This window comes from Amycolatopsis thailandensis, from assembly GCF_042723255.1.
Taxonomy (GTDB): domain Bacteria; phylum Actinomycetota; class Actinomycetes; order Mycobacteriales; family Pseudonocardiaceae; genus Amycolatopsis; species Amycolatopsis thailandensis.
On the sequence record NZ_JBHXJK010000191.1, the window covers coordinates 1 to 12,694 of the forward strand.

The 12,694-nt window shown below is 69.0% G+C and carries 12 protein-coding genes; 8 read left to right on the forward strand and 4 right to left on the reverse strand.

Annotated features, from left to right (window positions below):
- The first annotated feature begins 237 nt into the window (after positions 1–237).
- The gene (locus tag ACFWMR_RS39755; protein WP_378382120.1) at positions 238–684 is read left to right on the forward strand and encodes a hypothetical protein; all 447 of its coding nucleotides are present in this window, start codon (positions 238–240) and stop codon (positions 682–684) included.
- Positions 685–832: 148 nt separating this feature from the next.
- Here ACFWMR_RS39755 and ACFWMR_RS39760 read toward each other — a convergent pair whose 3' ends face one another.
- The gene (locus tag ACFWMR_RS39760) at positions 833–2,299 is read right to left on the reverse strand and encodes a trypsin-like serine protease (protein ID WP_378382121.1); all 1,467 of its coding nucleotides are present in this window, start codon (positions 2,297–2,299) and stop codon (positions 833–835) included.
- 29 nt (positions 2,300–2,328) lie between these two features.
- Positions 2,329–3,855, reverse strand: coding sequence for a S8 family serine peptidase (locus tag ACFWMR_RS39765; protein ID WP_378382122.1), 1,527 nt, complete (start codon positions 3,853–3,855; stop codon positions 2,329–2,331).
- Between the two features lie 301 nt (positions 3,856–4,156).
- Between ACFWMR_RS39765 and ACFWMR_RS39770 the strand changes: the two genes are divergently transcribed.
- The 3 genes from ACFWMR_RS39770 to ACFWMR_RS39780 all read left to right on the forward strand — a co-directional run bounded on the left by ACFWMR_RS39770 (position 4,157) and on the right by ACFWMR_RS39780 (position 8,166).
- Positions 4,157–6,955, forward strand: coding sequence for an ATP-binding protein (locus ACFWMR_RS39770; protein ID WP_378382123.1), 2,799 nt, complete (start codon positions 4,157–4,159; stop codon positions 6,953–6,955).
- A gap of 565 nt (positions 6,956–7,520) precedes the next feature.
- On the forward strand, positions 7,521–7,874 hold the full coding sequence (locus tag ACFWMR_RS39775; RefSeq protein WP_378382124.1) for a DUF3253 domain-containing protein: 354 nt from the start codon (positions 7,521–7,523) through the stop codon (positions 7,872–7,874).
- A complete protein-coding gene (locus ACFWMR_RS39780) occupies positions 7,867–8,166 on the forward strand; it encodes a hypothetical protein (RefSeq protein WP_378382125.1) in 300 nt (99 codons plus the stop codon). Before ACFWMR_RS39775 ends, ACFWMR_RS39780 begins: the two co-directional genes overlap by 8 nt.
- Before the next feature lie 32 nt (positions 8,167–8,198).
- On the opposite strand, the gene ACFWMR_RS39785 is transcribed toward ACFWMR_RS39780, so the two are convergent.
- Together ACFWMR_RS39785 and ACFWMR_RS39790 are read right to left on the reverse strand one after the other, a co-directional pair.
- Positions 8,199–8,864 carry an HAD family hydrolase gene (locus ACFWMR_RS39785; protein ID WP_378382126.1) on the reverse strand — a complete coding sequence of 222 codons (666 nt, stop codon included), beginning with the start codon at positions 8,862–8,864 and terminating at the stop codon, positions 8,199–8,201.
- Between the two features lie 83 nt (positions 8,865–8,947).
- Positions 8,948–9,103 (reverse strand): hypothetical protein, encoded by a 156-nt coding sequence (locus ACFWMR_RS39790; RefSeq protein ID WP_167405973.1) that lies wholly within the window; start codon positions 9,101–9,103, stop codon positions 8,948–8,950.
- Positions 9,104–9,242: 139 nt separating this feature from the next.
- Here ACFWMR_RS39790 and ACFWMR_RS39795 point away from each other — a divergent pair, with 139 nt between their 5' ends.
- The 4 genes from ACFWMR_RS39795 (at position 9,243) to ACFWMR_RS39810 (ending at position 12,406) form a co-directional block, all read left to right on the forward strand.
- Entirely contained in the window at positions 9,243–9,419 is a 177-nt protein-coding gene (locus ACFWMR_RS39795) for a hypothetical protein (RefSeq protein ID WP_378382127.1), read from the forward strand.
- Positions 9,420–9,458: 39 nt separating this feature from the next.
- Positions 9,459–9,902, forward strand: coding sequence for a GNAT family N-acetyltransferase (locus tag ACFWMR_RS39800; protein WP_378382130.1), 444 nt, complete (start codon positions 9,459–9,461; stop codon positions 9,900–9,902).
- Positions 9,903–10,014: 112 nt separating this feature from the next.
- On the forward strand, positions 10,015–11,223 hold the full coding sequence (locus tag ACFWMR_RS39805) for an acyltransferase family protein (RefSeq protein WP_378382128.1): 1,209 nt from the start codon (positions 10,015–10,017) through the stop codon (positions 11,221–11,223).
- On the forward strand, positions 11,216–12,406 hold the full coding sequence (locus tag ACFWMR_RS39810) for a cytochrome P450 (protein ID WP_378382129.1): 1,191 nt from the start codon (positions 11,216–11,218) through the stop codon (positions 12,404–12,406). The genes ACFWMR_RS39805 and ACFWMR_RS39810 overlap by 8 nt, the downstream gene beginning before the upstream one ends.
- The last annotated feature ends 288 nt before the right edge of the window (positions 12,407–12,694 follow it).

Here is a 12,694-nt window from a genome sequence, read left to right on the forward strand (position 1 = left end):
GATCAAGGTCTGAAGCCGGGGTGACCCCACGGGGATGGAATCGGGACGTTCAACGTCCCGATTCCTACATCGTCGCGCCCGGTAGCCGCGGTGTCGGGATCGCGCCGGTCCGGCGGCCGGGGCGTTTCAGCGGACTCAGTTCGCCGTGTCGCGAAAGCCACGTTCGCAACCTTCACCGTTGCGAACGTGGCTTTCACAACACGCCACCTTTGTCTTTCCTCTCGATAGAATGATCCAGTGCGAACGAGGCTGCGGACGCTCCACATCGGGGAGCGGACCTACACCTGGCGAGCCGCGATCGGCCAGGTCGACGGCGACGGCGCCGACAGCCACCGCTGCGTCCGGGTGCGTGCTTGGGGTGCCGGCAAGAACGGCCGAGCTCTGGAAGCCGATCTGCTCTCGAAGGCCATGAGCGTGGGCTGGACCCCGGCCGCGACCGACGGTTCCTACCCGGAACCCGCCGACGTCCGGTTCTTGATCGTGCGCGCGCTCGCCCTCGGCTGGGACCCCGGCGCGCTCGGCGGCACTTTCCGGCTCACCGAGAAGCACGAGGTGGAGCTGCCGGGTTTCCTGCTCACTGACCGCGTACGCGACGCGGGCGCGCGCGATCCGTCCGCACGGGTGGCCCAGGCGAACGATCGGCGAGAAGAGATGGACGCCGGTGGCCCGGGGCAGTTGCGATGAGCCCTGCCCTCTTTTGCGACTGCAGGATTCGGGGGCGACGGTCGCGCCCGAAGTGGACCTGGCAGGTCAACGACGGCGGAACCCGCGACCGCGTGAGCGGCCGCGGGCTCCACTGGGGCGGCAAGATACGGACCTGACGGCCCGTGGATCACCGCACCGTGAGGGTGTACTCCGTGGTTCCGGCCTTGCCGGTGCTGTCCGTCGCCGTGATGGTCACCTTGTGGGTACCGCGCTGATACGGCCCCATGACCGTCATGCGCGAGGTACCGCCGGGGTTGACGGTCTGCGGTGAGAACGTCGGCGGGTAGGACAGTCCGGCGCCGCTGAGCCGGACGGGACCCGTACCGCCGGTGACGGTGATCGTCGCGTTGGCGTAGCCGCCGGGCGGGACGGAGCCGGAGTTCGGCGAGACGGACGGCCGGGGGCCCTCGCCGGTACCGCCGTCCCCGACCGTGAGCGCGAACTCGGCGGTCTTGGTTCCGGAGGCGCCCTTGGCCGTGACGGTGACCTTGTAGGTGCCCGCCGGGGTGCCGGCCGAGGTCTGCAGGGTCAGTTTGGCGACCTGTCCGGAGTCGAGGGTCGACGAGGGCTGGAAGGTGGCGGTCGTTCCGGTGGGCAGGGCGGACGCGCTCAGCTCCAGCTTCTCCGGGCCCTGGTCACCCGCCGTGGTGGCGAGGCTGGTGGAAACGTGCTTACCGGGATCGGCTTTTCCGGAGGAGGGCGACAACGCCATGCCGAACTTGCCGTCGCCGGGCTGGCTTCCGCCGATCTCGGCGCGGGCCCAGTCGCCCATCGCGTTGGTCAGGCGCGCCATGATGCTGTAGCGGTCGCAGCCGCTGGAGCCCCATGACGAGACACCGACGACCACGCCGTCCACGATGAACGGACCGCCGCTGTCACCCGAGCAGTCGGCGGTGCGCCCGTCGTTGTAGCCCGTGCACACCATCAGGTCGCCGTTGACCCGGATGTCGAAGACCTGGCATCCGGCGGGGTCGTTGACCGGCATGGTGGTCTTGCGGAGTTCGCCGGAGCCGCCGCTCGCCGAGGTCTTGCCGTAGCCGAGCGAGACGCCCGACTTGCCCGGCTGGGTGAGCGCGCCGTCTCCCGAGCCCGCCACCTTGGCCCACTGGCTTTCCGGCACCGGGAGGTCGTCGACGGTGGTGACCACCGCGACGTCGTGGCCCGTCCGCCAGCCGCCGGAGCCGCTGTACTGGGGGTGGGCCTTGAACGAGGCGACGGCCGTGCGGAACGTCTCGTCGCCGGGGGTGTTCAGGTCGTCGTCGCCGTAGAGGTAGCTCTTGGCACCGGTGGTGTCGACCATGCAGTGCGCCGCGGTCAGGATCTTGCGCTTGCCGACCACGGAGGCGGTGCAGGACTGACCCTGCGGACCTCCGCCTCCGACCCGCATGCCCGCGATGACGGACGGGTTCTCCTTGACCGTGGTGCGTTCCCCGTTGACGATCCGGGTTCCCACGTCTCCAGTGCGGAGCTGATCGGTCGGGGTCGCCGCGACGCTGATCCCGTCGGCCGGTGCGGCGGTCGCGGTGCTCATGATGGGTGCGGTCGCCGCGGCCAAGGCGAGGGTGAGCGCTAAAGCGAAGCGTGGTGTTCTCATCGTTCTCCTTCGAGGTTTGTCCACTGTGGTCAGAAGGTGATCGACCAGCCCGTGAGCGTGCCGACGTCGAACCGGTAGGTGTCGCGCACCGAGAGCCGCCACGTGCCGTTCGCGTCCTCGCGGGAGGCGTCGACGGTGAAGCTCTGGTGCACGCCGCCGGATTCGCCGACGCCGCCCGCGCGTTTGAGCGGATAGGACGTTCCGCTCGGTCCGATCAGGTCGATGGCGAGATCGCCGGTGTAGCCGTGGTCGATGTCCACGCGCACCGCCAGCGTGGCCGATGCCTTGCCGTCGCAGGAATCCTGGCTCACGGAGGTCCCGACAGCGGCGTCCGCGTCGGGGATGGCCACGTCCTCGTCGTTGCTCTTGGTCCCGCACCTGGGCGGCGTGCCGCCACCCAGGTCACCGACGTAGAGCAGCTTGTTCGGCGAGCCGGTCCCCGGGTTGGTGATCAGGTCCGGGGTGGCGCTGCGCACCAGCGCGTCGCTGACCTGCTGCGGGGTCGCGCCGGGGTTCGCGGCGAGATACAGCGCGGCCCCGCCGGCGACGTGCGGGGAGGCCATGGACGTACCGCTGGCGGTGCGGAACGATCCGGTGTTGTCACTGGAGTGGATGTTGCCGCCCGGTGCGAAGAGATCGACGCAGCGGCCGTAGTTCCCGCCGCGGGTGCGGTCCTTGTTGAACCAGCCGACGGTGATCGCCTCCGGGACACGCGCCGGGCTGACGCCACAGGCGTCCTTGCCGTCGTTGCCCGCGGAGACCGCCACGACGATTCCCTTGGCCACCAGCGCCTTGACCTGTTCGTCGCCGACGCCGAGCACGTCCATGCCCAGGCTCAGGTTCACCACCGCGGGTTTGACGGCGTTCTTGGCCACCCACTCCATGGAGCTGACCGTGGCCGAGTCCGGGCCGGAACCTTTGCAGTCCAGCGAGCGCACAGCCACGACCTTGGCCTTCTTCGCCACGCCGACGGTTTTGCCCGCGATCGTCCCCGCCACGTGCGAGCCGTGCCAGTAACAGTCGCCCGCGTCGGTGTCGTTGTCGAGGAAGTCGTAGCCGTGGCTCGCCCTGCCCTCGAACTCGGGGTGCTGTGCCTGCACCCCGGAGTCGATGACATAGGCGGTCACCCCCTCACCCGAATTCGGGAAGGCGTACTTCTTGTCCAGAGCGGCGGTTCGCTGGTCGATCTGGTCCAGGCCCCACGACGGCGGACTCGGCTGTTCACCCGTCGCCCTGGTCGTGCCGTCCTGGTGCACCGCCTTGACCGACGGGTCGGCGGCCAGTCGCCGTGCCTGCCGCTCGGAAAGACCGCGGACCGAGAAACCGTTCAGGGTGACCGAGTACGTGTCGGTCACCTCGCCGCCGTAGCGTCCGGTGAGCGCCGAGGCCTGGCCTTCGGCCGCGGCACGGGCGCCACCTTCGAGCACCACGATGTACTGCCCGGCGTACGGCCGATCGGCCTGGACGACAGCCGCCTCCGCCTGCTGCGCCGCGGCCACACCCGCGGTCGTCACCACTGCCGCGGCGGCGACCGCGACGGTGAACAGGTTCGCCATCCATCTCGTTCTGCACTGTTGCATCGATTCCTCCATCGCGCGTTCGAACGGCCGCAGGGGATTTGTGACATCGAGCCGCTCGAGTAATCAGCCTTCGGCCTGGCCGATGGGGGAACAAGTGTGGTCGCGACCCGTACCGGTACCTGATCCTGTGTGGACGTAAGTGCCGTAGCTCGCGGGGTTATGACGCCCATGCCCGCCGACCTACCATGGCTGGCATCCCTCTTCGGAGGAGTTCACCGACAGGAGCGAGCATGGTCGACGGTCGCGCGAATCCCCTCTCCAGCCGATCCCGCCGCCGATGATCGGCCGGGACGCCGAACTCGCGGCTTTGCTCGACGCGGTGCGGAACCCGCCGTCGGTCGTGTTCGTGGAAGGCCAGGCCGGCGTGGGCAAGTCCAGGCTGGTCACCGAGTTCGCCGCCGCGGCCGTTCGCGACGGGGCTCCGCGGGTGATCAGGGGTTCGTGCCAGCCGTTGCCTGCCCCGTTCCCGTACGGGGTGCTCCTCGACTGCCTCAGCCAGTGCGGCGACCTGCTGCGCGAGCCCGGCCCGGTGACCGGTGCGCTACGGGACCATCTACCCGAACTCGCCGACCGTCTGCCACCCGCGCCGCGCGCCCTCGGCGACCCCGACGCTGAGCGACACCGGATCTTCCGCGCCGTGCGCGATCTCCTCCGTTCGCTGGGACCGGTCGTACTCGTGCTCGAGGATCTGCAGTGGGCGGACGAAAAGACCCGCCGGGTGTTGCGCTTCGTGCTGGCGGACCCGCCGCCGGAGCTGTCGATCGTGGCCACCTACCGTCGTGAGGATCTGCCGTCGGTGGCACCACTCGGCCACGCCTTCCACCTCCCGCACGGAGTGACCGGGGTCGGTCTCGTCCTGCGGCCCTTCGGCGCGACGGAGGTGCGCGCCATGATCGACGCGCTGGTGGGATCCGCCGTGACGTCGCACCGGTTCGCCGAGGCCGTTCTGCACGAGACCGCGGGGATCCCGTTCGTGGTCGAGGAAACGGTGCGGGCGCTGAGCGACCCGGTGCGGGATGTGCGCGCCGAAGGTGACCTGGCACAGCGGATCCTCGCTGGGATCGACGTGCCGCCCTCGGTGGCGGACACGATCAAGGAGCGACTGGCGGCCTTGCCCGGCGCCGCGCGGATCCTCACCGAGGCCGCCGCGGTGCTGGGGGTCCCGGAGACGCTCGAGGTGCTGAGCGCCGTGGCGGGGGAGGCGACCGCGGCGCACCTGATCGCGTCGGTGGAGTCCGGCGTGCTCGTGGAGGAAACGGCCAACAGATACGGCTTCCGGCACAACATCGCGAGACGCGCTGCGTACGCGTCACTGCCGGGTCCGCGACGACGGGAACTGCACGAACGCGCCCTCACGACGCTGTCCGCCCTTGACCGGGTCCCCGTCGCCCGCCTGTGCGCGCACGCCAAAGCGGCGGGCCTGAAGGCCGAGTGGTTGCGATACAGCGAACTCGCCGCCAAAGTCGCCGAGGACGCCAACGATGTCTCCACCGCTGTCGACTTCCTGGTCGAGGTCCTGAGCGATGCGGAAACCAGTCCCGAGGTCGCGAACCGGCTGGCGACCAAGCTCTGTGACCACGCCTTGACGGGACTGCCCGGCGGGATGATGACCGCGCGAATCGAAAGCCTCCTCGCGGATCCTCGCCTGGCTCCGGACGTCCGAGCCCAGGTCCACCTGTGGTTCGGGCTGCTGCTGCAACGAGAGACCGGGTCGGTCGACCGCGGCGCCGAGGAGATCGCCCTCGCCCTCGGTCTGCTCGGTGACCAGCCGGAACGCACCGTACGCGGCATGGCGGCGATGGCCGGGCCGTATCTGGGGTCCGCGTCCATCGCCGAACACCAGAGGTCGCTCGATCGGGTCGAGGGGGTCATCGACCACCTGCCCACCCGGGAACTACGCACCGCGCTGCTGGCCACGACGCTCGGCGGACGGCTGATCGCCGGCGACCCGAGCACCTGGGAACGCATCGCCCGGCTGCCGTCCCCGTCGGACGTGCACGACCCCGAGGAACTCCATCACCTGGCCCGGGCCCACTGCAATCTGGCGGACGCGTGCTCGTGGATCGGGCACTACGCCAGGGCCCGGGAGTTCCTGCGCGACGGGATCGTCTTGGCCAAACGGGTCGGCTCCTCTTACGTCGTCGGCACCGCCGAGGCCACGGCGGTCCGGCTCGACTGGCTCAGCGGACGATGGCAGGGCTTGGGGCAGCGCCTCGACCGGCTGATCGAGACCTATGCGGACCTGCTGCTGACTACGGACCTGCACCTCACGCGAGGCTGGCTGGCGGCGGCGCGAGGCGAGTGGGTGCGGGCGGAGGAAGCCTTCCAGGCGGCGACGGGTGCGCACCCGGCGGCGCAGGTGTTCCCGGTGGGCATCTCGGCGGCGGGCGGGATGGCGGGCATGCTCCTCAGCCGGGGCAAGGCCGCCGCGGCGGAGGAGCACGTGCGACGCGGCGTGGCGATGTTGCGGAGCAAGGGCGCGTGGGTGTGGTCGGGCGATATCCTTCCCCAGGCTGTCGACTACTACCTGGCTGTCGGCGACGTCGGCGCCGCACGGCTGCTCGTCTCGGAAACGGCCACCGGTCTCCGTGGAGTCGACGCCCCACTGGCCCAGGCGGGCTTGGCCGCCTGCCGTGCGCGGCTGACCGCGGTCACGAACGACCGCGACGAGGCCGACAGGCTCTACCGGGAGGCGATTGACCTGCACTGGGACCTGGGCCTGTCGTACCGGGCCACCCAGCTCGCCGAGCAGGCCGAGGGCGAAACGATCACCGACGCGGCGGTGCTCGAAGCCCTGACCCAGACCTACGACGCCCTGGGCGCCACGGTTGACGCCGCCCGCTGCCGTCATCGCGCCCGCAGTACCGGCACGGCCACCCCGTCACCCCGCGGCAGACGGGGCTACGGCAGCGAACTCTCGCCTCGTGAACAGGATGTCGCCCGCCTCCTGGCAGGCGGCCACACCAACCGGGAAATCGCCCAAGCCCTGTTCCTGTCCCGTCGCACGGTCGAGGAGTACGTGGTCAAGGTCCGCCGCAAGCTGAACGCCTCGTCCCGCCACGACGTCCGCCTCTGACGGGACGCGCGAATCGAGACGGTGCATGGCCGATCCTGCTGAGCATGCCTTCTTCGCTGCCTTGAGGGCAGGGTTCCGGACTGGCCCAGGCCGGTCGCGGCCGAGTGTCCACGTAGGACACCTAGTGGCAATTGAGTGTCCGATTTGGGTCTGCATGGCCGGTTCTGCGTGGGGTCGTGAGTGGCAAAGAGGGTTCTAACCATCTTTATCACTCACGACCCCTTCGCAAAGCCACGCAAAGTTCCCAAAACGGGCGTTTCAGTCGGAAGGAGCGTCTCTTGTGGACAGTCGAGCCCGGCGACCGGCTCCCTTGGGTCAGCTCAGGTCGTGCCGCGAAGGCAGGAGGCTTGATCACGCCATATTCGCTCTGCCTCTCAGGAAAGTCCTAAGTGGACGAAATGTCCCTCGTCGACGCGACCTGGACAGGTGCAGGTTCGCGGGGGCGTCCTCCGACGGCCCGCCCCGCTCGCGCGTCCGCCGTGGCGGACGGTCGACGGCGTCCAAGCGACCTTCGCGGTGGCCGACCCAGACGGCGGAACGGCGCGATCGGTGCGACTCTGAGTCCGTGACCGATCGGCCGGGACCACGACGAGAACTGGAGCGGATCCGGGAGAGCGCCGGACCGGGTGCGGCTCATTCCCGCATCGCACTGGGTTCCGGTCCGCTTCCGGATCGGCTGCGGGCGGCGATCCTCGCCTTGGCTTCCGCGCGAGGCGAAGACAGCAGCACCTGTCCCTCCGACGCGGCAAGGGCGTTGGCGGACGAGTGGCGTCCATTACTGCCTCGCGCCCGGGAACTGGCGCGTGAACTCGCGAGGGCCGGAGAGGTGCGACTGACCCAGCGTGGACGTTCACTCGATCCGGACGAGGAGTGGGCGGGGCCGATCAGGATCCGGTTGCCGGAGCGCGCCCATGGCTGAGCCGGAGCGCACGCCCGATGGGCGCTTCGTCGTGATCGACGGCAGGCGCTGGCGAGCGACTGACCCGGAGATCCCGGAGGAAGCGGCGGCCCGGCTGCGAAGTCTGCTGATGCGCGCTCGCCGGGACGTCGGCGCGGCCCGCCGTGCTCAGGATTCCGAAGCCGAGCGGGACGCCAGGGCACGGGTGCACGCCGCCAAGGTCGCCTTGGGGGAGCGGGGTACCCCGTGGTGGGAACAGGATCGCGCGGAACGACGCCAACGGTGGCAGCACGGCCTGGACACCTTGAACTGAAAACCGTTCTTCAGGCCCTCGACGACGCGATGTCACGCGAGCGGAGTGCGATCCAGGGCTTTAGCGAGGTCTCCGGGAGTGTCGTAGAGGGCGAGGGCCCCGGCTTCGAGGAGTTCGTCGTCACCGAATCCGCCCGAGCGGACGACCATCGCGGGCATCCCGGCGGCGCGCGCCGCTTCGACGTCCCAGACCGAGTCGCCGACCATGACGGCGGGCGTGCCGGACGAGACGCCTGCCTTCTTCAAGGCCACTTGGAGCAGGTCCGGCGCAGGCTTGGAGGCCTCGACGTCGGCGCTGGTGGTCCAGGCGTCGGCGATGTCACGGGCGTCGAGTTTGTCCAGGAAAACCTCGACGTGCCGCTGCTGACCGGAGCTGGCGAGGACGAGCCGATGGCCGCGCTCCTTGATCGCGAGCAGCAGGTCGCGGGCGCCGGGCAACGTCACCATTTCGTCGAGCATCGAGTCGGTTTCCTCGCCCTGCAATTCCCGCGCGCTGTCACCGACTCGACGTTCCAGATCTTCACCACCGAGAGCGGTGAGCAGCTGATCCCCGCCCATGCCGATCAGCCGGTGCAACCGCCACACCGGATAGATCTCACCGAGGCGGCGCAGGGCCCGATACCAGGCGAGCGCATGGTGGTAGTTGGAATCGATGAGCGTCCCGTCGATGTCCAGGACGGCGATAGGAGATTCGGCCACTGAGGACGATTACCCGCGAGAAGGCGGTGTCAATCACGTCGCCCGGCGAACAAGAACCAGGCTATGTCAAACCCAGGGAACACTCACAGCTGCATCGCGAGCCAGATCGCCATCCAGGTCAGGCAACCCAGCGCTCCGCCGACCCCGAAAGCGAGCAGCATCCGCCGCATGGCGGCTATCTGGCCGGGCCGTCCGGCGGTCTCGGTCATCCCGGCACGAACGTTCGTCAGGTCGCTCATGGTCTTGTCTTCCCCGGAAAGCCGCTTTTCACACATGTTTTCCGTGCGCCCCCTCGGCGGGCAAGGCATGCTGGACAGCGTGCCTTCTCCGGACCGGGAACGAGTACCGGTGAGATCGCGTCGCCGACGCGCCCGGGTAGTGGCGTCTCTCGTGGGGCTCGCCGCGCTGTGCTACCTGGCCGCCGTCGGGATCAACTACCTGTTCGGTCGCGCGGACGTCTGGTTTCACGGGATCGTCGGGCTGGGTCCGTTCACCGGCGGACTCCTGGTCGACTGGTGGGATCGGCGGCGACGGCGACGGCAGGAAGCCCGGTGACGAGCGAGTATCCGTTCGACGGTCGTGGCGTACCCCGTTATGGTCGGCTCCTTGCCAGGCCTGGATCGGTTGACAGCGGACGGCTCGTGGAGCGACGAGCGGGTCGCTTGGCTGCGCGCCTACCATCGGGACCGTCGAGCAGGTCTGGCCGGACCTTGCCGGGAACGTACCTGGGCGGTTCGTGCCGGAGGAACGATCGTGGGGGCGGTGCGTCTCGCGGCCGGTCCCAACGGCGATGCGGCCGCGGAACTGGGGATCTGGCTCGCCCGGTCGACACGGGGCCGCGGCGTCGGTGCCGAGGCTGTGCGACTGCTGATCGGCGAGGCGTCGACGTCCGGCGTGGGGGCGCTGAGCGCGTCGACTCGTGAGTCGAACCAGGCCGCCCTGCGGATCCTCCGGTCCGCCGGCTTCACCACCGACCAGCCCGGTCCGGACGGGGCCGTCGAGGCGCGGCGCGCGCCGGCGCAAACCGAGCGCGCCTGACGAATCACTTTGTTTGGCTGGTATTTCCCCATTTTCGAGAGTATCCGGATCCTCGATGAGCTCCGCACCGGCGGAGATGCCCTGGTGAAGAGCGCTCACTGACGATGGGGAGATGGACATTTCCCTTTCGTCGGCGGCCGGCTCCGGCAGGCGCGCGGTCCGCGAGGCTCGGGCCGCGCGCCTGCCGTCGCTGACCGGGATGCGCTTCATCGCCGCGCTCGCGGTCTTTCTTTCCCATCTCACCCTGGAGAACCTGTTCGCCGATCCCGGCGTCCAGAAGTCGATGACGGCGATGTTCATCCAGGGTGGCTTCACCGGTGTCGGATTCTTCTTCGTGCTCAGCGGTTTCGTGCTGGCCTGGTCCGCACGCGAGAAGGACACGGCGCGGACTTTCTGGCGCCGCCGGTTCTTCAAGATCTATCCGAACCACGTCGTCACCTTTCTCGCGGCGGCGTTGCTGCTGGGCTTCGTCGCGAACGAGACCTTCGATTTCGGGACGGCGGCGCTGAACCTGTCGCTGCTGCAGGCTTGGGCGCCGGTCAACGGCGGCTTCAACATCGTCTCGTGGTCGCTTTCCTGCGAGGTGTTGTTCTACCTGTCGTTCCCCTTGCTGTTCCGGTACCTCCGCCGGATCCGGCCCGGCCGGCTGTGGTTCTGGGCCGGTGCGGTCATCGCGGTGATCCTCCTGATCCCGCTCGCCGCGACTTCGCTGCCGAACGAGCCTTACCTCTGGTACGCCGAGACCTCGGTGCCGCGGTTCTGGTTCGTCTACGCGTTCGCGCCGGTCCGCCTGCTCGACTTCGTATTCGGCATCCTGCTGGCCCGGATCGTGCTGGAAGGACGCCGTCTGCCGCTCCGATTCGGCTGGGCCGCGGCACTTTCGCTGGTCGCCTACGCGGCGGCGCCGTTCTTCCCGATGACCTACAAGCTGACGGCGGTCACCGTGGTGCCGCTCGGCCTGCTCATCGCGGCGGGCGCGGTGGCCGACAGGCAAGGGGAACAGACCTTCTTGGCCGGTCGCCGGATGGTGTGGCTCGGTGAGGTCTCCTTCGCCTTCTACATGGTGCATTGGCTCGTGCTGACCTTCGGCGTGAAGTGGATCGGGGATCAGTGGGGCACACCGGCGGCGCTGGGGGTGACGGCCCTGCTGTTCGGGGTGACGCTCCTCTTGTCATGGCTGCTCTACGCGGGCGTGGAACGACCCGTCATGCGGCGGTTCTCCGCCCGCCGTAGACCGAAACTCGTTGTATACCGGCAAGAACCGGCACCCGCGAAGCCCGCGGCACCGGCACCCACGGTGAGGATGGAAGACCATGGCTGAAGAACTCGAGAGTTTCCCGTTCCCGCCCGGCCCGCGGGGTCGTCCCGTCGAAGACTACGAACGCCGCCTGCGGGAATGCCCGCTCGGCGAGGTCAGGCTGCAGAGCGGTGACGTGGCCAGGCTCGCGGTCCGCTACGACGACGTCGTGAAAGTGTTGAGTGATCAGCGATTCAGCCGCAACCTCACCTACGAGGGGGCGCCTAGGCAGGCCGACGGCCTCGACTTCACCGTCGACCCCGACATCATCATGAACATGGACCCGCCCCGGCACACCAGGCTCCGCAGCCTGCTGGCGGGCACCCTCACCAAACGCAAGGCCGAGGCATGGCGGCCCAGGGTGCGCACCATGGCCAACAAGATGCTCGACGGACTCGAAGGACCGGTCGTCGACGTGGTGAGCACGGTCGCGTTTCCGTTCGCCGTCGAGGTGATCAGCGAGGTGATGGGTGTACCGGGGATCGATGCCGAACGGATCCGGCACTGGTCGGATCTCCTGCTCCCCTCCGGTGGTCTCGGTATCGAAGAGCAGACCGCGGCGCTGATGGAATTCGCTGCGTACTGCGTCGAACTGATCGAACAGGTGCGGGACCTGCCGGGTGACGGCGTACTCCAGACGATGATCCAAGCGCGGTACGAAGGCGACCGGCTCAGCGACGACGAACTGGTGCGCAACACCATCGGGATGTTCCTCGCCGGGCACGAGACGACCGGATCGGTGCTCTCGCGCGCATTCCTGCGACTGCTGGCTCCGCGCGAGCACTACGAGCGGCTGGTCGCCGATCCCGGCCTGGTCCCCGGCGCGGTCGAGGAGCTGCTGCGCGTCGAGGTCCCGGGAGACGGTGCTCCGCTCCGGGTCGCGTTGGAGGACGTCGAGCTGCCGTCCGGGACGATCCGGAAAGGCGAGGCGGTTGTCGCGTCCTTCGTCGGGCCGAACTACGACCCCACGATCTACGACGCCCCACGGGAGCTGCGCCTCGACCGGGACGAGAAGGCGCATCTGACCTTCGGCAGGGGCGTGCACTTCTGCCTCGGGGCGAACCTGGCGCGGATGGAGATGCAGGAACTGCTCGCCGCCTTCGTCGACCGGCATCCCCGGCTCTCGCTCGCCGAGGACCCGGACGAGGTGGAATGGACCGACAGCGCTTTCAAGCGTCCGGCCAGGTTGCTGCTGAACCTTCGCTGACTTCCGGACTTTCGTTTATTCATGTACGACCGACTCGGCGGGCTGGGCGCCGGACGGTACTGGGCGCACGGGGGCGTCCGCGATCCGCCGGGTCGGCTTCTCCGGTCCCTGTTCCCAATGTGGCATTGGAGACGCTCAGCGTCACCAATGCCACATTGGGAACATCGCCGCCGAGACCCACGCCTTCGTTCAGCCGGTGTCCTGGTGCGGACGTCACGGTTCAGGGGGCGGGGAAACCACAATCTGGGCCCCAGGTATACCCAAAGAGGGGTTAGCGAGGCTGAATAC

Bases quoted from the DNA above. Each gene is read 5' to 3' on its own strand.
- ACFWMR_RS39760 (WP_378382121.1), bottom strand. From the start codon at position 2,299: ATGAGAACACCACGCTTCGCTTTAGCGCTCACCCTCGCCTTGGCCGCG.
- ACFWMR_RS39765 (WP_378382122.1), bottom strand. From the start codon at position 3,855: ATGGCGAACCTGTTCACCGTCGCGGTCGCCGCCGCGGCAGTGGTGACG.
- ACFWMR_RS39770 (WP_378382123.1), top strand. From the start codon at position 4,157: ATGATCGGCCGGGACGCCGAACTCGCGGCTTTGCTCGACGCGGTGCGG.
- ACFWMR_RS39780 (WP_378382125.1), top strand. From the start codon at position 7,867: ATGGCTGAGCCGGAGCGCACGCCCGATGGGCGCTTCGTCGTGATCGAC.
- ACFWMR_RS39790 (WP_167405973.1), bottom strand. From the start codon at position 9,103: ATGAGCGACCTGACGAACGTTCGTGCCGGGATGACCGAGACCGCCGGA.
- ACFWMR_RS39800 (WP_378382130.1), top strand. From the start codon at position 9,459: ATGGTCGGCTCCTTGCCAGGCCTGGATCGGTTGACAGCGGACGGCTCG.
- ACFWMR_RS39805 (WP_378382128.1), top strand. From the start codon at position 10,015: ATGGACATTTCCCTTTCGTCGGCGGCCGGCTCCGGCAGGCGCGCGGTC.
- ACFWMR_RS39810 (WP_378382129.1), top strand. From the start codon at position 11,216: ATGGCTGAAGAACTCGAGAGTTTCCCGTTCCCGCCCGGCCCGCGGGGT.